This window comes from Streptomyces sp. CHD11 (genome assembly GCF_018638295.1).
Taxonomy (GTDB): Bacteria; Actinomycetota; Actinomycetes; order Streptomycetales; family Streptomycetaceae; genus Streptomyces.
In genome coordinates, this window is sequence record NZ_JABTTS010000042.1 from 1 (window position 1) to 21359 (window position 21359).

12 protein-coding genes, 1 pseudogene and 1 riboswitch are annotated in these 21359 nt (G+C 71.3%); of the genes and pseudogenes, 9 read left to right on the forward strand and 4 right to left on the reverse strand.

Going from position 1 to position 21359, the window contains the following annotated elements; genetic code table 11:
* Positions 1 to 162: 162 nt before the first annotated feature.
* From HTV45_RS31125 to HTV45_RS31160, 9 genes and pseudogenes are all read left to right on the forward strand, one after another.
* Entirely contained in the window at positions 163 to 11202 is an 11040-nt protein-coding gene (locus HTV45_RS31125; protein WP_215209258.1) for a non-ribosomal peptide synthetase, read from the forward strand.
* A 71-nt stretch (positions 11203 to 11273) separates the two neighbouring features.
* On the forward strand, positions 11274 to 11504 hold the full coding sequence (locus HTV45_RS31130; RefSeq protein WP_285899709.1) for an MbtH family protein: 231 nt from the start codon (positions 11274 to 11276) through the stop codon (positions 11502 to 11504).
* Between the two features lie 218 nt (positions 11505 to 11722).
* A complete protein-coding gene (locus HTV45_RS31135) occupies positions 11723 to 12769 on the forward strand; it encodes a glucose 1-dehydrogenase (protein WP_215209260.1) in 1047 nt (348 codons plus the stop codon).
* Between the two features lie 28 nt (positions 12770 to 12797).
* Positions 12798 to 13313 carry a gluconokinase gene (locus tag HTV45_RS31140; RefSeq protein WP_215209261.1) on the forward strand — a complete coding sequence of 172 codons (516 nt, stop codon included), beginning with the start codon at positions 12798 to 12800 and terminating at the stop codon, positions 13311 to 13313.
* 392 nt (positions 13314 to 13705) lie between these two features.
* Complete coding sequence (locus tag HTV45_RS31145) at positions 13706 to 13909, forward strand: cold-shock protein (protein WP_023586116.1); 204 nt, start codon at positions 13706 to 13708, stop codon at positions 13907 to 13909.
* 346 nt (positions 13910 to 14255) lie between these two features.
* Positions 14256 to 15743, forward strand: coding sequence for a DEAD/DEAH box helicase (locus HTV45_RS31150; RefSeq protein WP_215209262.1), 1488 nt, complete (start codon positions 14256 to 14258; stop codon positions 15741 to 15743).
* Between the two features lie 222 nt (positions 15744 to 15965).
* Positions 15966 to 16274, forward strand: a complete 309-nt coding sequence (locus tag HTV45_RS31155; protein WP_215209263.1) for an SCO5918 family protein — start codon at positions 15966 to 15968, stop codon at positions 16272 to 16274.
* An 829-nt stretch (positions 16275 to 17103) separates the two neighbouring features.
* Positions 17104 to 17199, forward strand: a pseudogene (locus HTV45_RS34620) (MerR family transcriptional regulator); the annotation flags it as partial.
* Positions 17200 to 17440: 241 nt separating this feature from the next.
* The gene (locus tag HTV45_RS31160; protein WP_030052720.1) at positions 17441 to 17644 is read left to right on the forward strand and encodes a cold-shock protein; all 204 of its coding nucleotides are present in this window, start codon (positions 17441 to 17443) and stop codon (positions 17642 to 17644) included.
* 138 nt (positions 17645 to 17782) lie between these two features.
* Here HTV45_RS31160 and HTV45_RS31165 read toward each other — a convergent pair whose 3' ends face one another.
* From HTV45_RS31165 to HTV45_RS34625, 4 genes are all read right to left on the reverse strand, one after another.
* Positions 17783 to 18568, reverse strand: coding sequence for an ABC transporter ATP-binding protein (locus HTV45_RS31165; RefSeq protein WP_215209264.1), 786 nt, complete (start codon positions 18566 to 18568; stop codon positions 17783 to 17785).
* Positions 18565 to 19680, reverse strand: a complete 1116-nt coding sequence (locus HTV45_RS31170; RefSeq protein ID WP_215209265.1) for an iron ABC transporter permease — start codon at positions 19678 to 19680, stop codon at positions 18565 to 18567. The genes HTV45_RS31165 and HTV45_RS31170 overlap by 4 nt, the downstream gene beginning before the upstream one ends.
* Positions 19677 to 20699, reverse strand: coding sequence for an ABC transporter substrate-binding protein (locus HTV45_RS31175; RefSeq protein ID WP_215209266.1), 1023 nt, complete (start codon positions 20697 to 20699; stop codon positions 19677 to 19679). Before HTV45_RS31175 ends, HTV45_RS31170 begins: the two co-directional genes overlap by 4 nt.
* Before the next feature lie 48 nt (positions 20700 to 20747).
* Positions 20748 to 20869, reverse strand: a riboswitch (cobalamin riboswitch).
* Positions 20828 to 21232: an alpha/beta hydrolase gene (locus tag HTV45_RS34625; protein WP_251693188.1), complete on the reverse strand. Its 405-nt coding sequence runs from the start codon at positions 21230 to 21232 to the stop codon at positions 20828 to 20830. It overlaps the preceding riboswitch by 42 nt.
* Between the last annotated feature and the right edge of the window lie 127 nt (positions 21233 to 21359).

Below are 21359 nucleotides of genomic sequence, written 5' to 3' on the forward strand. Positions count from 1 at the left end.
GTGCTGCCGGAGTACATGGTGCCGTCCGCGTTGGTGGTGCTGGATGTGTTGCCGTTGACGGTGAACGGCAAGCTGGACCGCGGGGCGTTGCCGGCTCCGGGGCGCGAGCCGTCCGGTGCCGGGCGGGGTCCGGCCACGGCGCGGGAGGAGATCCTCTGTTCGGTGTTCGCCGGGGTGCTGGGCGTACCCGGTGTCGGTGTGGAGGACAACTTCTTCGAGCTGGGGGGTCATTCGCTGTTGGCGACCCGGCTGGTGAGCCGTATCCGGTCGGTGTTCGGGGTGGAGGTGGAGATCCGGGCGCTGTTCGAGGCGCCCACTCCGGCCGCGTTCGCGGGCCGGCTGTCCACTTCGGCGGCGAGGCGTCGGCCGCTGGTGCCGGTCGAGCGGGCGGACCGGGTGCCGTTGTCGTTTGCGCAGCAACGGTTGTGGTTCCTGGGTGAGTTGGAGGGTCCGTCGGCGACCTACAACATTCCGGTGGCTCTGCGGCTGGCCGGTGACCTGGATGTCGGCGCGTTGCGGTCGGCGCTGGGTGANGAGTTGGAGGGTCCGTCGGCGACCTACAACATTCCGGTGGCTCTGCGGCTGGCCGGTGACCTGGATGTCGGCGCGTTGCGGTCGGCGCTGGGTGACGTGGTGGGCCGGCACGAGGTGTTGCGGACGGTGTTCGCCACGGTGGAGGGGCAGCCCTGTCAGCGAGTCCTTCCGGGTGAGGAGGTGTCGTTGTCCCTGGTCGCCGAGCGGGTGGCCGACCTCGAATCCGCGATCGAGGCGACCGCGGGGCACCACTTCGANGAGTTGGAGGGTCCGTCGGCGACCTACAACATTCCGGTGGCTCTGCGGCTGGCCGGTGACCTGGATGTCGGCGCGTTGCGGTCGGCGCTGGGTGATGTGGTGGGCCGGCACGAGGTGTTGCGGACGGTGTTCGCCACGGTGGAGGGGCAGCCCTGTCAGCGAGTCCTTCCGGGTGAGGAGGTGTCGTTGTCCCTGGTCGCCGAGCGGGTGGCCGACCTCGAATCCGCGATCGAGGCGACCGCGGGGCACCACTTCGACCTCGCCGACGAGATCCCGGTGCGGGCCCGGCTGTTCGAGACCGGACCCGGCCACCACGTCCTGGTCCTGGTGGTGCATCACATCGCGGGTGACGGGTGGTCGATGGTCCCGCTGGCGCGCGATCTGTCGGCCGCCTACACGGCACGCTCCACCGGCCGCGCGCCGACGTGGGAAACGTTGTCAGTGCAGTACGCCGATTACGCGTTGTGGCAGCGTGAGGTGCTCGGGGAGGAGGCTGCTGCGGGCAGTGTGCTGGGCGAGCAACTGGCGTTCTGGCGGGGGGTGTTGGATGGGGTGCCGGAGGAGTTGGTGCTGCCGTTCGACCGGCCGCGTCCGGCGGTGGCGTCGCATCGGGGCGGTCGGGTGGAGATCCGGGTGCCTGCCGGGGTGCATGCGCGGGTGGTGGAGCTGGCCCGTGCCGAGGGTGTGACGGTGTACATGGTGCTCCAGGCCGCGCTGGCGGTGTTGTTGTCCCGGGTGGGTGCGGGCACCGACATCCCGGTGGGTACTCCGGTGGCGGGGCGTACCGACGAGGCGCTGGACGACCTGGTGGGCTTTTTCGTCAACACGTTGGTGATGCGTACCGATCTGTCCGGTGACCCGACGTTCGCCGGTGTGCTGGAGCAGGTGCGGGAGAGTGGTCTGGCGGCGTTCGCGCATCAGGACGTCCCCTTCGAGCGGCTGGTCGAGGACCTCGCGCCGGCCCGGTCGATGGCCCGTCACCCGCTTTTCCAGGTCATGCTCGCCCTGCAGAACACCGCTCCCGCCGTCCTCGACCTCCCCGGCATCCACGCCGAACCCTTCCTGGTCGGCGATCCGGTGGCGAAGTTCGATCTCTCCTTCGTCCTGGCCGAGACCTTCGACACCGACACGATCGGTACGGGCGGCGGTGGAGGTGGCCGCCCCGCGGGCCTGCGGGGCGCTGTCGACTTCGCCCTCGACCTGTTCGACCACGCGACGGTGGAGGCCCTGGCGGAACGGTTCGTGCGCGTACTGGAGAGCGTGACCGCCGACCCCCGGGGACGCGTCGCCGCAATCGACGTGCTGGATCCGGCGGAGCGCAGGCGGGTCCTGGTCGAGTGGAACGACACCGCCCGTGAGGTGCCCGCCGCCACGCTGCCGGAGCTGTTCCAGGCGCAGGCCGCCCGCACGCCCGCTGCGACCGCGGTCGTGTTCGGGGAGGAGGAGCTGAGCTACGCGGAGCTCAACTCCCGTGCCAACCGCCTCGCCCGGCTGCTGGTCGAACGGGGTGTGGGTCCCGAGTCGCTGGTCGCGGTCATGCTGGAACGCTCCGTCGAGCGGGTCGTCGCCTTCCTCGCGGTGACGAAGGCGGGCGGGGCCTGTCTGCCCGTCGACCCTGACTACCCGGCCGAGCGGATCACCTACGTCCTCACCGACGCCCGGCCCGTCCTGGTCGTCACCAGCACGGGCCTGACGTCCCGCCGCACCGATGACCACCCGCCCCACATGGCCGTCGACGACCCCCTGACCACCGCCGCACTCGCTCCTCTCGCCGCCACCGACCTCACGGACGACGACCGTCGCAGCGCCCTGTTGCCCGCTCATACCGCCTACGTCATCTACACCTCCGGGTCCACGGGACGGCCGAAGGGTGTGGCCGTCACCCACCAGGGCCTGCCGAGCCTGGCCGCAGCGCAGGCGGAGCAACTCGCGCTCACGGCCGGCAGCCGGGTGCTTCAGTTCGCCTCGGCGAGTTTCGACGCGGCGGTGTGGGAGACGGTGATGGCCTTGTGCAACGGGGCCTGTCTCGTCTCGGCCCCGTCGCACGATCTCCTCCCGGGCCCGGCTCTGGTCCGCCTGGTCGCCGAGCGTTCCGTCACCCACGCCCTCCTGCCGCCCGCTGTGTTGGCGCTGCTCGATCCGGACAGCCTGCCGTCGATCACGACCCTCATCAGCGGTGGTGAAGCCCTCAGCCGTCGCCTCGCCGCCGACTGGTCGGACGGCCGTCGTCTCGTCAACGCCTACGGTCCGACGGAGTCCACGGTCTGCGCCACCGCCACCGGCACCCTGTCCGCGGACGCGGCCACCGCCCCGCCCATCGGCACGCCCGTCACCAACACCCGGGTGTACGTGCTGGATGCGGCGCTGCGGCCGGTCCCGCCGGGCGTGGCGGGGGAGTTGTACCTCGCCGGCGCGGGTCTGGCGCGCGGTTACCTGGGCCGGGCGGGGCTGACGGCGGAGCGCTTCGTCGCCGATCCGTTCGCCCCGGGGGAGCGGATGTACCGCACCGGCGACCTGGCCCGGTGGAACGCCGACGGGCAGCTCGAGTACCTGGGCCGCACGGACGACCAGGTGAAGGTCCGGGGTTTCCGGATCGAGCCGGGCGAGGTGGAGGCGGCGCTGGGCGCGCACCCGTCCGTGGCGCATGCCGCCGTGGTGGTGCGGGAGGACCGTCCCGGGGACAAGCGCCTGGTCGGCTACCTCGTTGTCGGCACCGGTCACACCGGTGTCGACACCACTGCCCTGCGCGCCCATGTCGGCGCGCTACTGCCGGAGTACATGGTGCCGTCCGCGCTGGTGGTCATGGACGCGCTGCCGTTGACGGCGCACGGCAAGCTGGACCGCACGGCGCTGCCCGCTCCCGAGCACCGGGCGTCCGAAGGCCACCGGCCGCCGGCGACGGTGCAGGAGGAACTCCTGTGCTCCGTGTTCGCCGAAGTGCTGGGCCTCCCCGCGGTCGGCGTGAACGACAACTTCTTCGAACTGGGCGGCCACTCATTGCTCGCGGTGCGGGTGATCGAGCTGCTGCGCGCCCGGGGGATGTCGGTCGACGTGCGGTCCCTGTTCGCGGCGCCCACGGTCGCCGCACTGGCGGCGTCGGGCGGCCGGGCCGAGGTGGTGGTACCGGAGAACCGCATCCCTGAGGGTGCCCTGACCCTCTCTCCCGACATGCTGCCCCTGGTGGACCTGACCCCCGGCGAGATCGACCGCATCGTGGCCCGCGTCCCCGGCGGGGCGGCCGGTGTGGCGGACGTCTACCCGCTGGCCCCGCTCCAGGAGGGCATCCTCTTCCACCATCTGATGGGCGACCCGGCCGGCGGAACCGACGTGTACGTATTGCCGGTGCTGCTGGGGTTCGACTCCCCGCAGCGGCTCGACGGGTTCGTGGCCGCGCTGCAGAAGGTTGTCGACCGGCACGACATCCTGCGGACCGCCGTCCTGTGGGAAGGACTGCGCGAACCCGTCCAGGTGGTGGTGCGCCGCGCCGCCATCCCGGTGGAGAGCGTCGACCTGCCCGACGGACCCGACGACGAGGCGGCCGACCGGATGTCGGCGGCGTGCCCGGGATCGATGGACGTCGGCCGGGCGCCCCTGATCCGCGTGTACACGGCCGCCGCCCCGGTCGACGGCCGGTGGCTCGCACTCGTTCAGGCCCACCACCTGGTCGCCGACCACACCACCCTGGACGTGCTGCTGGCGGAGGTGCGCGCGTTCACCACCGGCCGCGAGAACACCCTGCCCGCGCCCCTGCCGTTCCGGAACTTCGTCGCCCAGGCCCGCCTGCGCGTGGCGCGGGAGGAACACGAGAGGTACTTCGCCACCCTGCTGGGTGATGTCACCGAGCCGACCGCGCCGTTCGGCCTGTTCGACGTCCGCGGTGACGGCACCGGAGTGACGGAGTCCCGCCGCGTGATGGACGCGGAACTCGCGCGGCGGCTGCGGGACCGGTCACGACTGCTGGGCGTGAGCCCGGCCACGGTCCTGCACGTCGTGTGGGCGCGGGTGCTGGCCGCCACCTCGGGCCGGGACGACGTCGTCTTCGGCACGGTCCTCTTCGGCCGTATGGCCGCGGGCAGCGGAGCCGACCGTGTCCTGGGCCTGTTCATCAACTCCTTGCCTCTGCGGGTCAGGACACAGGGCGCACGGGTGATCGACACCGTCCGGTCGGTGCAGGATCAACTGGCGGACCTGCTGGTCCACGAACACGCCCCCCTGACACTCGCCCGGCAGGCCAGCGGCATCAAGGCGGACTCCCCGCTGTTCACCTCCCTGTTCAACTACCGGCACTCCGGGAGCGCCGGGCCGGCGGGCACGGACGACGGCCTCGACGGCGTCGAGGTGCTGTACGAGCAGGAGCGGACCAACTACCCGATCGCTCTGAGCGTCGACGACACCGGCGACGGGTTCGCGTTCACCGTGCAGGTCGCCGAACCCGTCCCGGGCGCCTTCCTGTGCTCCCTGGTCCACACCGCCACCGAAGGCGTCGTCACCGCACTGGAGACGGCACCGCATCAGCGGATCAGCACGGTGGACGTCCTCGGCCCCGCGGAACGGCACCGGGTCCTGGCCGAGTGGAACGACACCGCCCGTGAGGTGCCCGCCGCCACGCTGCCGGAGCTGTTCCAGGCGCAGGCCGCCCGCACGCCCGCTGCGACCGCGGTCGTGTTCGGGGAGGAGGAGCTGAGCTACGCGGAGCTCAACTCCCGTGCCAACCGCCTCGCCCGGCTGCTGGTCGAACGGGGTGCGGGTCCCGAGTCGCTGGTCGCGGTCATGCTGCACCGCTCGGCCGACCTCGTCGTCGCCTTCCTCGCGGTGACGAAGGCGGGCGGGGCCTGTCTGCCCGTCGACCCTGACTACCCGGCCGAGCGGATCACCTACGTCCTCACCGACGCCCGGCCCTCCCTGATCCTCACCGGCGAGGATCTGGCCTCCCGTCCCACCGGGGGAGAGGTGCCGCACCTGGTGGTCGACGATCCCCGGACCGTCGCCGCACTCGCGGGCGCCGAGGACACCGACCTCACGGACACCGATCGCCGTATCCCGTTACTGCCCGCTCATACCGCCTACGTCATCTACACCTCCGGGTCCACGGGACGGCCGAAGGGTGTGGCCGTCACCCACCAGGGCCTGCCGAGCCTGGCCGCAGCGCAGGCGGAGCAACTCGCGCTCACGGCCGGCAGCCGGGTGCTTCAGTTCGCCTCGGCGAGTTTCGACGCGGCGGTCTGGGAGACGGTGATGGCCTTGTGCAACGGGGCCTGTCTCGTCTCGGCCCCGTCGCACGACCTGCTCCCGGGCCCGGCGCTCGTCCGCCTGGTCGCCGAGCGTTCGGTCACGCACGCCACGTTGCCCCCCGCCGCACTGGCGCTCCTCGAACCGGAGAGCCTGCCGACGATCACGACCCTCGTCACCGCGGGAGAGGCCCTCAGCCGCAACCTGGCCGCCGACTGGTCGGACGGCCGTCGTCTCGTCAACGCCTACGGTCCGACGGAGTCCACGGTCTGCGCCACCACCAGCGCGCCCCTGTCCGCGGACGACCACGACACCCCGCCCATCGGCACGCCCGTCACCAACACCCGGGTGCATGTGCTGGATGCGGCGCTGCGGCCGGTCCCGCCGGGCGTGGCGGGGGAGTTGTACCTAGCCGGCGCGGGTCTGGCCCGCGGCTACCTGGGCCGGGCGGGGCTGACGGCGGAGCGCTTCGTCGCCGATCCGTTCGCCCCGGGGGAGCGGATGTACCGCACCGGCGACCTGGCGCGATGGCGGCCGGACGGCGTCCTGGACTTCCTGGGCCGCACGGACGATCAGGTGAAGGTCCGGGGTTTCCGGATCGAGCCGGGTGAGGTGGAGGCGGCGCTGGGCTGGCACCCGTCCGTGGCGCATGCCGCCGTGGTGGTGCGTGAGGACCGTCCGGGCGACAGGCGCCTGGTCGGTTATGTGGTCCCGGCGAGTGGCCCCGGCGACGTGGACGTCACCGCGGTGCGTGAGCACGTGCGGGAGGTGCTTCCGGAGTACATGGTGCCGTCCGCGCTGGTGGTGCTGGACGTGTTGCCGTTGACGGTGAACGGCAAGCTGGACCGCGGGGCGTTGCCGGCGCCGGGGCACGAGCCGTCCGGTGCCGGGCGGGGTCCGGCCACGGCGCGGGAGGAGATCCTCTGCTCGCTGTTCGCCGGGGTGCTGGGCCTGCCCGCGGTCGGTGTGGACGACGACTTCTTCGTGCTGGGCGGCCACTCCCTGCTCGCGGTGCAGCTGACCAACAGGATCCGGTCCGCTCTGGGTGTGGAAGTAGCGATGCGGGTGCTCTTCGAGGCACCGACCGTGGCCGGACTCGCCCAGCGTCTGACGGACTCCGGTACGGCACGCCCCCCTCTGGTGCCGATGGCACGGCCCGAGGCGCTCCCGGTCTCGTTCGCTCAGCAACGCCTCTGGTTCCTGGAGGAGTTGGAGGGTCCGTCGGCGACCTACAACATTCCGGTGGCTCTGCGGCTGGCCGGTGACCTGGATGTCGGCGCGTTGCGGTCGGCGCTGGGTGACGTGGTGGGCCGGCACGAGGTGTTGCGCACGGTGTTCACCGCCGATGAGGGCAGCCCGTACCAGCGGGTGCTCCCCTCGCCCGCCTCTTTCGACCTGAAGGTGGTCGAGGTGGACCGCGGCGATGTGGCGCACACGGTGGCCGAGCTGGCGGGGCGCCCGTTCGACCTGGCGGCCGAGATACCCATGCGGGCCTGGCTGCTGCGGGTGGAGCCAGGTGACTTCGTGCTCGTGCTGGTGGTGCATCACATCGCGGGCGACGGATGGTCGATGGGCCCGTTGGGGCGGGATGTGTCGGTGGCGTACCGGGCTCGTGTGGCGGGGCGGGAGCCGGAGTGGGTCCCGTTGTCAGTGCAGTACGCGGATTACGCGTTGTGGCAGCGTGAGGTGCTCGGGGAGGAGGCCGTTGCGGGCAGTGTGCTGGGCGAGCAACTGGCGTTTTGGCGGGGGGTGTTGGGTGGGGTGCCGGAGGAGTTGGTGCTGCCGTTCGACCGGCCGCGTCCGGCGGTGGCGTCGCATCGGGGCGGTCGGGTGGAGATCCGGGTGCCTGCCGGGGTGCATGCGCGGGTGGTGGAGCTGGCCCGTGCCGAGGGTGTGACGGTGTACATGGTGCTCCAGGCCGCGCTGGCGGTGTTGCTGTCCCGGGTGGGTGCGGGCACCGACATCCCGGTGGGTACTCCGGTGGCGGGGCGTACCGACGAGGCGCTGGACGACCTGGTGGGCTTTTTCGTCAACACGTTGGTGATGCGTACCGATCTGTCCGGTGACCCGACGTTCGCCGGTGTGCTGGAGCAGGTGCGGGAGAGTGGTCTGGCGGCGTTCGCGCATCAGGACGTCCCCTTCGAGCGGCTGGTCGAGGACCTCGCGCCGGCCCGGTCGATGGCCCGTCACCCGCTCTTCCAGGTCATGCTCGCCCTGCAGAACACCGCTCCCGCCGTCCTCGACCTCCCCGGCATCCACGCCGAACCCTTCCCCACCGGTGAACCACCCGCGAAGTTCGACCTGTTCTTCAGCCTGAGCGAAACCTTCGGCACCGTCATCGACGGCGATGGCGGTGGTGCCCGCCCCGCGGGCCTGTACGGAGGCGTCGACTACGCCCTCGACCTGTTCGACCACGCGACGGTGGAGGCGCTGGCCGAGCGGTTCGTCCGCGTCCTGGACACCGTCACCAGGCAGCCGCACCAGCGGGTCGGCGGTGTGCAGGTGCTGTCGGCGGCGGAGCGCAGGCGGATCCTGGCCGAGTGGAACGACACCGCCCGTGAGGTGCCCGCCGCCACGCTGCCGGAGCTGTTCCAGGCGCAGGCCGCCCGTACCCCTGATGCGACCGCGGTCGTGTACGGGGACGAGGAGCTGAGCTACGCGGAGCTCGACGGGCGGGCGAACCGCCTTGCCCGGTCGCTGATTCGCCGCGGTGCCGGTCCGGAGGGCATCGTCGCGCTGGCCCTGCCCCGCTCGGCGGACCTGGTCGTCGGTCTGCTGGCGGTGCTGAAGACGGGTGCCGGTTACCTGCCGGTCGACCTGGAGTATCCGGCCGAGCGGATCGCCTTCATGCTGGCCGATGCCGATCCCTCGCTGACGCTGACCACCCGGGAGGCCGCCGGGCTCGTGGCCACCGGGCCCGTACTGCTGCTGGACGACCCGGCGGTGGTCGCCGAACTGGACGCCCTGCCCGCCGACGCCCCGGGCGACGCGGAACGCACCTCCCCGCTACTGCCGCAGCACCCGGCGTACCTGATCTACACCTCGGGTTCGACCGGTCGGCCCAAGGGGGTGGTGATGCCCTGCGGCGCGCTGGTCAACCTGGTGTCCTGGCACGCCTCCGCCGTCCCCGCCGAGGCCGGCTCACGGGTCGCCCAGTTCACGGCGATCAGCTTCGACGTGTCGGCCCAGGAGATCCTCTCCGCCCTCCTGGACGGCAGGACGCTCGTGGTGCCGGACGCCAAGACCCGGCAGGACCCGGAAGCGTTCGTGGCCTGGCTGAGGGACCGGAGGGTCACTGAGCTGTACGCCCCCACCATGATGCTGGACGCTCTCGGTGAGGCCGTGGCGGAGCAGGACACGGACCTGCCGTGGCTCCGCCACGTCTCCCAGGCGGGCGAGGCCCTCGTGGTCGGCCACCGGGTCCGTGACCTGTGCCGGACGTCCGGGACGGTGCTGCACAACCACTACGGCCCGTCCGAGACCCATGTGGTCACCTCACACACCCTGCCGGCGGACCGGGAGGCATGGCCCACGGGCAGCGCCCCCATCGGCGGCCCGGTGGCGAACACCCGCGCCTACGTCCTGGACGCGGCTCTGCGGCCGGTGCCGGCGGGTGTCGCGGGCGAGCTGTACGTGTCCGGTGCCCAGCTGGCCCGCGGCTACCACGCCCGGCCCGGACTGACCGCGCAGCGGTTCGTCGCCGACCCGTTCACGCCGGGGGAGCGGATGTACCGCACCGGTGACCTGGCCCGCTGGAACACGGCGGGACAGCTGGAGTACCTGGGCCGTACGGACGACCAGGTGAAGGTGCGCGGGTTCCGGATCGAGCTCGGCGAGGTCGAGGCCGCGCTGACCACTCACCCGTCCGTGGCCCGGGCGGCGGTGACGGTGCGCGAGGACCGTCCCGGCGACAGGCGCCTGGTCGGCTACCTCGTGCCCGCCGCCGGCCACACCGGCGATGTCGGCACCACCGCCCTGCGCGCCCACCTCGGTGCGATGGTGCCGGAGCACATGGTGCCGTCCGCATTCGTGGTCCTGGCGGAACTGCCACTGACGGCCGGCGGGAAACTGGACCGACGCCGGCTCCCGGCACCCGAGCACACCGCCTCCGCGCCGAGCAGGGAACCGGCCTCGGTCCAGGAAGAGATCCTGTGCGGGATCTTCGCCGAAGAGCTGGGCGTGCCGCACATCGGCGTCGACGACAACTTCTTCGAACGCGGCGGCCATTCCCTCCTGGCGGTCAAGCTGGTGCGCCGCATCCGTACGGTCATGGGGGTCGGCGTGTCCCTCCAGACACTGATGGAAGCGCCCAGCGCCGCCGGACTCGCCCATCGGCTCAGCCTTCCCACGACGAAGGAGTCCCTCCGCACGCTCCTCCCCATCAGGACCCACGGCAGCCGGCCACCTCTCTTCTGCGTCCACCCGCGCTCCGGACTGAGCTGGTGCTTCGCCCCGCTCGCCGCGGTCGTCGACCCTGACATCCCCCTGTACGGCCTTCAGGCACGGGACACCGACGGAGCGGGGACGCTGCCCGCGTCCATCCGGGACATGGCGGCCGAGTACGTCGAAGAACTGCGCACCGTGCGGCCGTCGGGCCCCTACCACCTGCTGGGGTGGTCGATGGGAGGCCGTGTGGCGCAGGAGATGGCCGTGCAGCTCCAGGAGAGCGGCCATCAGGTGGCACTCGTCATCATGGGAGGCTACGCACCCGCCCCGGTCGAAAGCCTCGATCCGGACGGGTCCGGCCGGGAATCCGCCGACGCCCTCCGCCGGGCGATGCTGGAACGCGCAGGGCGCGGCGGTGAGGGCGACACGAACGTCTCGGACGACCTCGACGAGGCGCCCGCCCTCCGTGATCTTGCCGGACTGCCGCACTACTTCCGCAGCGAGATCACGGACGCGGAGGCCGAAGCGCGGGCGAGGATCATCGCCAACAACACACGCGTCTATGTGAGCCACCAGCCCCGCAGATTCCACGGCGACGTCCTCTTCATCTCGTCGGACGAACTCGAGGACGGGTGGGGACGCGCCATGTGGCAGCCCTATGTCTCCGGCGACCTGACCGAGTCACGGCTGCCCTGCTCCCACGACGACATGGCCGATCCCCCCATGCTCGCACTGCTCTGGAACGCCGTCGCGGACTGGCTTTCCAGGACACACGGCGGAGATACCCCCGCCTGAACCGCAGTCGGCGCCCGGATCGCCCGGCCCCGGCTGACTCCACCAGGAACGACGACAGACAGGAGTGAATGATGACGAACCCATTCGAGGACGAGGGTGCCGCCTTCCTGGTCCTGAAGAACGAGGAAGACCAGTTCTCGCTCTGGCCGGCCTTTGTGGACGTACCCGGAGGGTGGGAGACGGTCTTCGGGGAGGCCGCTCGCGCCGAGTGCCTCGACTTCATCGAGAAGACCTGGACGGACATGCGCCCCAAGAGCCTGGTGGACGCCATGAACGCGGCAACGGCTACCCGAACGCGGTGATGTCGGATGGGATTCCACCCGTCGGCTCCGCGCCCGGCCTCACGTTTTCACGAGGCGGGGGTGTCCGGGATGTGATCAGACAAGCGGAGAGTGCTCCCGGCCGGCCTCGTGACTGGTGCTGAAAGCGTCCGAGCGGGATACCCGTCAAGCAGAGGAGAACGGCGGGCAGCGGCGTGCACGGTATGAGGCGCCGCGTGGCCAGAGAGGCGAGGTGAGCGATGCGTGCACTGACCGTGCGGCCCGGCGAGAAGGATTCCCTGGAGGTACGGGAGGTGCCCGACGCCGTCCCTGCCGACGGCGAGCTGCTGGTACGGGGACTGGCGGTGGGGGTGTGCGGAACGGACAGGGAGATCGCCCGCGGCGAGTACGGCTGGGCCCCGCCGGGCCGTGATCGGCTGGTACTGGGGCACGAGTCCCTCGGGCGGGTGCGGCAGGCCCCGCCCGGCAGCGGCTTCTCGGCCGGTGACCTCGTCGCCGGGGTGGTGCGCCGGCCGGACCCCGAACCGTGCGGGGCCTGTGCCCGCGAGGAGTTCGACATGTGCCGCAACGGCCGCTACACCGAACGCGGTATCAAGGAGAGCGACGGTTACGGCGCACAGATGTGGTGCGTGGAAGCCGGCTACGCGGTGAAGCTGGAGTCGCGTCTGGAGCGCGTCGGTGCGCTCATGGAGCCGGCCACCGTGGTGGCGAAGGCATGGGAACAGGTCGAGCGTGTCGGTGGCCGTTCGTGGTTCGAGCCGCGTCGCGTCCTGGTGACGGGAGCGGGGCCCATCGGGCTGCTGGCCGCCCTGCTGGGGGCAGAGCGCGGGCTGGAGGTGCATGTCCTCGACCGGGTGACCGAAGGACTCAAACCCGCTCTGGTCCGGGCATTGGGCGCGACCTACCACGCGGAGGACGCCGAGCGGGTCGTCTCCGCCGTGTGCCCGGACATCGTCATCGAGGCCACGGGCGCGAACGAGCCCGTCCTCGCCTCCCTGACGGGCACCGCACCCTACGGAGTGGTCTGCCTGACCGGCGTGTCACCCGCCGGCCGCAGGATGACCGTGGACGCCGGCGCCCTCAACCGGGAGATCGTGCTGCAGAACGACGCGGTGGTGGGCTCGGTCAACGCCAACCTGCGTCACTACCGCCAGGCCGCCGAGGCGCTGGCACGGGCCGACGGGTCGTGGCTCGAGCGCCTGATCACCCGGCGGGTGCCGCTGGAGCGCGCGAAGGAGGCGTTCACGCCGCGACCCGACGACGTCAAAGTGGTCGTCGAGCTGTAGGCGCCACGGTACGGAGGAAGGGCTTCGGATGTCTCATCACACTCACACTGCTCCCCTGGTCGTCGTCATGGGCGTGTCGGGTTCGGGGAAGACCACGGTGGGCCGACTGCTGGCACGGCACCTCGGCGTCCCCTACACCGAGGGAGACGACTTCCACCCCGCGCCCAACGTGGCGAAGATGCGAGCGGGCCACCCGCTCGACGACGAGGACCGCCGCCCCTGGCTGGACGAGATCGCACGATGGCTGGCCGGCCATGCGGACGGCGGAGGCGTGGTGACGTGCTCGGCGCTCAAACGCCGCTACCGTGACCGGCTGGCCTCCGCCGCGCCGCGCGTCTTCTTCCTCCACCTCGACGGCTCGCCCGAGCTGATCGCCGCACGGATCACCGCACGACAGGGCCACTTCATGCCGCCCGAGCTGCTCCGTACACAGTTCGCCGACCTCGAACCACTGGGCGACGACGAAACCGGCGCGGCCGTCCCGGTCGACGGTACGCCGCGGGAGACGGCGGCTCTCGCGCGTGCCGCCGTCACCGCGACCTGACCCCTGTGCCATCGGCACACATCGCACCGGCGGCCTGCCCGGCGGCTTTTCCGCGGCCGTCGCGCAGCTTGCCGGTCGGGAACCCTTCCTGAGGTGTCAAGCCCCGGCTGAATCAATATCTGTTCCCGGGGGGTCAGATTTTGGGGGCCCGGGCAGCGGGGGTTTTTGCCGCGAAGAACAGAGTGGAATTATCCACCGCACGTGGGCCGTTCCGGCGTGCTACTGTCTATCTCAGTTGCAGTTGTGGTTCCCAAAACTTCAAGTGCCTCCACCAGGCTTTGCCGGTCGGGAGCACTTTTGTATTTCCGGTCATTTCCGGGCGGGGTAATCATCGCGGCGACACGGTGTCCGTGTGGTGCGGAGCCGATGTACTGCCCCAAAGGAGATATGACATGGCTGCTGGTACCGTGAAGTGGTTCAACGCGGAAAAGGGCTTCGGCTTCATCGAGCAGGACGGTGGCGGCGCCGACGTGTTCGCCCACTACTCGAACATTGCCGCGCAGGGCTTCCGTGAGCTGCTCGAGGGCCAGAAGGTGACCTTCGACATCGCGCAGGGCCAGAAGGGCCCCACGGCCGAGAACATCGTTCCGGCCTGACGCTCACGCGCAATCCGTAGCTGGGGCCCGTATCCCTCGGGGTGCGGGCCCCAGCTACATGCGTATCCCGCAGCGGATTTCACCTGCGGGACGCCCCGGAGGAATCCGCGGTACCGCCACAAGCGGCTCCCCCCCAGGACGCAGACGCATCCTGAAGCGCTGCACCGCAGCCGGCGCCCGGATCGCAAGGTCCCCGTCGCGCCCCTCCCATTTCAGCACCTGCGCCAGAGACGTTTCCGCCGGCCAGATCTGCTTTCTTTTCATCACCGGTCCATACTTGTAATTCTCCATGCCACTCATCGCAGCGGGAATTCCTTGATATGTGCCACATCGAGGAAGGTTCCGCATGAACCGCACGTACACGAACGACCGCCCCGCCCGCTCCCGTGACGGCCGTGCCGACACCGGAAGGCGCGGCGGCTACGGCTCGCAGGCACGCCGTACCGGCGGGCCCGTCCGCTCCGGCGGTTACGGCCGTCGGCCCGCCGCAGTGCAGGGTGAGTTCGCGCTGCCCAGGACGATCACTCCCGCGCTGCCGGCAGTGGAGGGCTTCGCCGATCTCGACATGCCCGAGCAGCTGCTGGCCGAACTCGGCAGGCAGGGGGTGACCGTGCCGTTCCCGATCCAGGGAGCGACGCTGCCGAACTCGCTGGCGGGCCGTGACGTGCTGGGCCGCGGACGCACGGGCTCGGGCAAGACGCTGGCCTTCGGCCTCGCTCTGCTCGCCCGGACCGCTGGTCAGCGTGCTGAGCCCCGCCGGCCGCTGGGGCTGATTCTCGTACCGACGCGTGAGCTGGCACAGCAGGTGACCGACGCGCTGACCCCGTACGCCCGATCCGTGCGGCTGCGGCTGGTCACCGTGGTCGGCGGCGTGTCGATCGGCAGGCAGGCCGGCGCGCTGCGCGGTGGAGCCGAAATCGTCGTCGCGACGCCGGGGAGGCTCAAGGACCTCATCGACCGCGGCGAATGCGGGCTGGACCACGTGGCCGTCACGGTGCTGGACGAGGCCGACCAGATGGCCGACATGGGCTTCATGCCCCAGGTCACCGCGCTGCTCGACCAGGTGCGCCCGGAGGGGCAGCGGATGCTGTTCTCCGCCACCCTGGACCGCAACGTCGACCTGCTGGTGCGACGCTACCTGACCGACCCCGTCGTGCACTCCGTCGACCCGTCGGCCGGTGCGGTCACGACGATGGAACACCACGTCCTGCACGTCCACGGCGCCGACAAGCACGCCGCCACGACCGAGATCGCCGCCCGCGACGGCCGCGTGATCATGTTCCTGGACACCAAGCACGCCGTCGACCGGCTGACCCGGGACCTGCTCGACAGCGGGGTGCGGGCCGCCGCGCTGCACGGCGGCAAGTCGCAGCCCCAGCGCACCCGCACACTGGCACAGTTCAAGACGGGGCACGTCACCGTGCTGGTGGCGACCAACGTCGCGGCGCGCGGCATTCACGTCGACAACCTCGACCTGGTCGTCAACGTCGATCCGCCGACCGACCACAAGGACTACCTGCACCGCGGCGGCCGTACCGCTCGTGCCGGCGAGTCCGGCAGCGTCGTCACCCTGGTCATGCCCAACCAGCGCCGAAGCATGGTCCGCCTGATGTCGGACGCGGGAATCCGGCCGCAGACCACTCAGGTCCGCTCGGGTGACGAGGCCCTGAGCCGGATCACCGGAGCCCAGGCCCCGTCAGGCATCCCGGTCGTCATCACCGCACCGGTCGCGGAACGCCCCAGGCGCAGCGCCACCTCGCGTGGCCGCCGCCGCCCTGCTTCGGCGAGCCGGCGCGCCTCCGTACGCCAGTCCGCCCTCGGCGCGGCGGCCTAGACACGGACCGTGGCCGCCTGGGTGACATCCTCGGCGACCACGGCTCCTTCACCTCACCCGTGACCACGACGGCCGAAGCCGGGCACGCGATGCGTACCCGTCGGCTCGGTGTCCTGCCGGTGGCCGACGAGCAGGGCAGCGCCCTGGGCATCCTCGCCCTCTCCCGCTGAAACACCTCGCCCCTGGCCGGGCCGTTCTTCCCTCTTCTCTCTGTGAGGCCACATGCGTTGCGTCATCGCCCGCTTCCCCTTCGAACTCACCAAGGGGGGCGTGCTGGAATCGATGAAGGGCGTCAAGCCCGAGCCGGTCACCGGAGCATCGGTGATCATCGGGCGCCGTCACTACCCCGCCAAGCAGGTCGGCCAGGTCCTCACACGCCAGGACCGCCGTGACTTCAGCGCCGCCGAAGTCGTCCGGGCCATGGCTCAGCTCGGCTTCACCTGCCGCACCGGGCCCAAGGCAGCGCCGCTGGGCGTTCTGGAACCGATGCGGCACGCCTCCGCGATGCCAGGCACCCCCGTCGCGGTCTGACGGGGTGGACAGACACGCGCCGGCACCCGGCCGGCAGTGTGGGCCCGACCGGTAAGCCGGTCGGGCCCACACTGCGTGCAGCCGGTTCCCGCCGGCGTCGCCCAGTGGTCGTCACAGCTGAAGGCCCCCACGGTCCAGGTGCCGATGTCCTCGATCCCGGTCCCTCCGCGGGGCAGGCCGGCGGCGAAGAGCTCGGACACGACCGGGACCTCGGTGCGCCGTACGGGGCTTCGGAGCCGCTCGACCAGCCATGGACCGGCCGGAGGTGGGACCGGTCGAGGAGATTTACTTCACCTACGGGAGCCCGGAAATCTATGCCGGCGGGAGTAGACATTGGGTGGCGTCCTGGTTATGGTTTCCCGCGTAGCCGAGATCGAGCGAGCCCGGCAGAGACGAACTGCCGGGCGGTAGTACCGCAGGTGCAGTGCGCAGTACGGTGCGGTGGTGGAGTTCCGAAGCCAGAGCGGTTGCAGGACGGTGACGGGACTGACGACCGGACCGGGTGGCCCGCAGTGATCAGGGGCCGCCATGAGCAGTACCGCAGTGGCAGTACCCGCAAGGAATGGTTCGCAGTACCCAGCAGTACCCAGCAGTGAAGGCAGTGAGCGGTACCTCGGTGAAGGCGTCGGCTGCGGGCGCGCGCACCGGGGGTTCGGCAGTGGGGTTCCAGGCCGGAGCAGACGCAGGACGGGCCACGGAACCGGCTGCCGAGGAGTGGCGCTGTTCAAGGCCCCCAGCAGGGCCGGCAGACGGCGTAGCGGTTCCTTCGGGGCCCTGGTGCCGGTACGGCACCAGGGCCCTTCCCTGTGTCCGGCGGAGTGGAGCAAGGACAGCAGACGACACGTTCGGCCGTCCCGACGACGACCGTCCGCCCGCCCACACCATGGGCCGGGCCGCCGCACCGCTCGGCACCACACGGGGTTTTCGGACGCGCGGACAGCGTCGGCGGGCATCGCACGCACGGTCTCGGTGTGCGAACTGATCATTTCCTATGGTGACGCGGTGTGTAGGCGTGTAGCGTCTGTGTCAGCTGTCGTGGTTCGGAATCTCCTCTTGCTCACGCTTCTGGTGTGGGCGTTCTGCTGTGCTGTGCCGCAGGGACCAGGGCGATCACCTCCGTCTGCCACGAGGAGTGGCAGACGTTCATCGACTGGAAGGCATAAGACATGGCAACGGGAACTGTGAAGTGGTTCAACGCGGAAAAGGGCTTCGGTTTCATCGCGCAGGACGGCGGCGGCCCGGACGTCTTCGCGCACTACTCCGCGATCAACTCCACAGGCTTTCGTGAGCTCCAGGAGGGCCAGGCCGTGACGTTCGACGTCACCCAGGGCCAGAAGGGTCCGCAGGCCGAGAACATCAACCTGGCCTGACCTCACGGACGAGGGGCCGCGCAGCCGTTGCTGCGCGGCCCCGTTTCGCATGTTGGCCATCGGTGCGGTGGTTCCGGTCGCCGACTTCGTCCTCCCCGGCCCGCACCTGGCCCGCCGTCGCAGGGCCTGGAGGGCCCTTCAGCCGCGCGGCTCATCGGGGAGGAACGTCACCTGCGGGGCGCCCGTGCGCGGATGGGGGGCGACTTCCGCCGCCACTCCGTAGACCTCGGCCAGAAGCCGCGGGGTCAGGATCTCGGCGGGTGGGCCGGAGGCGGTGACCGCGCCGGCGTGCAGGACGTAGAGGCGGTCGCAGTAGTAGGCGGCCAGGTTGAGATCGTGCAGGGCGAGCAGCACGGTGGCGGGCAGGCGGCGCAGAGTACCGAGCACGGACAGTTGGTGCCGGATGTCGAGGTGGTTGGTGGGCTCGTCGAGGACGAGCAGGGTGGGTTGCTGGGCGAGGGCGCGCGCGATGAGGACCCGCTGGCGTTCGCCGCCGGAGAGCCGGTCGAAGGGTCGGTCGGCCAGGTGGTCGGCGTCGACCGCGAGGAGTGCGGAGTCGATGAGGTCGGCGTCCTCGGGGGTGTCACCGGCGAGGAGCCGTTTGTGCGGGGTGCGCCCCATGGCGACGACCTCGCGGACGGCGAGGTCGAAGTCGGCTGCCGAGTCCTGGACCACCGCCGCCACGGTGCGGGCCAGTTGCCGCGCCGGCAGCGACCAGGCGTCACCTCCGTCGACCCGGACCTGACCGGTGACGGGGCGCAGGACCCGGTAGACGGTGCGCAGGAGGCTGGACTTGCCGCTGCCGTTGGGGCCCACGAGCCCGATGGTCTCGCCCGGGCGGGCGGCCAGGGAGACGTCGCGCACCAGATGGCGGGCTCCGGCGGTGAGCGTGACGCCGTCGACGTCCAGTTCGGTCGCGGTCACGCCACTCCTCGGTCGGTGCCGCGCCGGGCGTCCCGGCGCATCAGCCACAGGAAGAACGGCCCGCCGCACAGGGCCGTGAGGACGCCGACGGGTATTTCCATCGGCGCGGCGATCGTCCGTGCGGCGATGTCGGCCCAGATGAGGAAGACCGCTCCGCCGAGTGCCGCCGTCGGCAGGACCCGGCGGTGGTCGCCGCCGACGAACAGGCGCACGATGTGGGGCATCATCAGGCCGACGAAACCGATCGGTCCGGCCGCCGCGACCAGTACGCCCGTGACGAGGGAGAGCAGCACGAACAGCTGGGCGCGGAACCGGGCCACGTCCAGCCCCATCGTGGCCGCCGCCTCCTCGCCGGCCAGCAGCAGGTTCAGGTTGCGGGCCTGCGCCATGAGGATGCCGACACCGAGCAGCAGGGCCGCGCTCGGCAGCCACAGGGTGCCCCAGTTGACACCCCCGAGGCCGCCGAGGGTCCAGGCGAGGACGGCGCGGGCCTCGTTGCCGCGGTCGGTGGTGAGCAGCAGCAGATCGAGGACCGCGGTGAGCACCGCCGCGATCGCCACCCCCGACAGCACCAGCCGCGATGAGGTGATGCGTCCGCCGGTGCGCGCGGTGGCGTACACGAGCAGGAGCGCGCCCAGGGCGCCCACGAAGGCGGTCACCGACAAGGAGACCGGCCCGAAGAGGGTGACCCCGAACACGATCACGGAGACCGCGCCGAGGGACGCACCGGAGGAGACGCCGAGCAGGTAGGGCTCGGCGAGCGGGTTGCGCACCAGGGCCTGCAGGGCGGTGCCGATCACCGCGAGGCCGGCGCCGGTGACAGCGCCGAGCAGCACCCGCGGCGCCCGCACGTCCACCACGATGGTCTCCCGGGCCCCCGACCAGTCCGGCTCCTGCCAGTCGGCACCCAGCGCGTGCGTCACGATGCCCCACACCTGGCCGGGTGGCACCCGGACGGAGCCGATCGCGAGGCCCGCCATGGCGGAGACCATGAGCAGGGCGGTGAGCACGAGCAGCGTGACGGTCAGCCGTGTGCGGCCCGCTTCCGCCTCCTCGGCCTTCCGCCGTCGGACCGTCCGCTCAGTGGGCGTGCCGGTGGCGGACTGGGTCACCGGAAGCTCTCGGGGTGCAGCCCGCGGGCCAGGTCCTCGACCGCGTAGGCCGAGCGGATGCCGATCAGGGTGGCGGTCAGCGGCAGGACGACGAACCGCTCGTTCCTGACGGCGGGTACGCCGGCGAGCGCCGGCTGGGAGAGCAGGAACCTCTTCTTCTCCTCGGCGCTTCCGGCGCCGGCGTAGTCGTAGAGGGCGATGACCTCCGGCCTGCGCTCGACGACCTGCTCCCAGGAGACGTCGCCGAAGACGTCGTCGAGGTCGGCGAAGACGTTCCTGCCGCCGGCCAGCCGGATCAGCTCGGTGCCCAGACTCTTGCCGCCCGCGGTGAAGGCGCTCCCGTCGCCGCTGTCGTAGACGAAGACGGGTGTCCCGGGCTCGCCTTCGACCTCGGCGGCGGCCTTGCCGACGCGGCTCTCGAGGTCGGCGACCAGCTTGTCGGCCCGGTCCGGGACACCGAAGATCCTGCCGATGGTGCGGATCTCGTCGTAGGTGTCCTTCATCGTCACCTGTTTCCTGCCGCAGTACTCACGGTTGAGGTAGGTGTCGATGCCGGCGTCGGCGAGCGCCTTGCGCGAGCGGCCCTCGCTCTCGGCGAAGGCGCTGCCGTAGCCGCCGTAGACGAGTTCGGGTCCGGCGTCCAGGATCTCCTCGAACGACGGCTCTCTCTCCGCCAGTTCGGGGATCGCCTCGTAGTCCTTCTTCAGCTCGGGCAGGACGGCGGAGTCGGGGAAGGCCGTGCCGACCATGCGGTCCTTCAGACCGAGGGCGAGCATGAGTTCCGCCGGGTGCTGATGGATGGTGACCACCCGCGACGGCGGCCTGTCGTACGTCGTCTTGACGCCGCAGTTGTCGATGGTGACCGGGAAGCCCGTGGGCACGGCCGCGGTGGCCTCCGCACCGCCGCCCTCGTCGGACGCACCGCAGCCGATGGTCAGCGGCAGCGACGAGAGAGCCACGGCGGCGGCCGTGGCACGAAGGAACCCGCGCGTGCGGGCAGGGGTGAACAAGGGGGACACGTGAAGCCTCCTGGAGTCCGCGCTCCTCGGATCGGGCCCGCGACGGACCAGTGTCCTGACTCCCGGATCGACGTTCCCTCCGCCTTCCCGCGCACAGCGCAGTGGCATGTCGGAGGGGCGCTCCCCGGTCACAGTGGCGGGACCGTGCCGGATTCGCACCGGCTTCCTGTCTCCCGTCGCGGCGATGACCAGGTGATCCTACGGTCCCCTGGGCCGACGGCAAAAGGGCGTGCGGACGCGGCCGTACGCCCCGCCTTCTCACGCTTCGCGGACAGCCCGGAGGACGAGCCGCTCGGAACGGGTTGCTTCTGGGTGACGTCGGTGCAGTGGACGTCCTTGTCCGGCAGGTGGCCGGTGGCCAGGAAGCCGGCGGTGGCCTTGTCGGCGCAGGGGGAGGCTTCGCCGTAGACGGAGTGCCCGCCGTTGTCGACGCCGGCGAAGGCGGAGCCGTCGCCGAGGGACTTGCGCGGCCCGAGGCCGCCTTCCGCCGCGGGATCAGGGTGTTGCGCGGGCCCGGAGGGACTGCCGGTCAAACAGCCGCCGTCGCCCCCGCGGGCTTCGCGCACCCGCCCGGGGCGGCTGCCGCAGCCTTCGGGCGGATCGGGCGGGACGCTGTGCCCCCGGACCACCCCGGCCGCCGGCTCCCGGTTTCCGGCACGC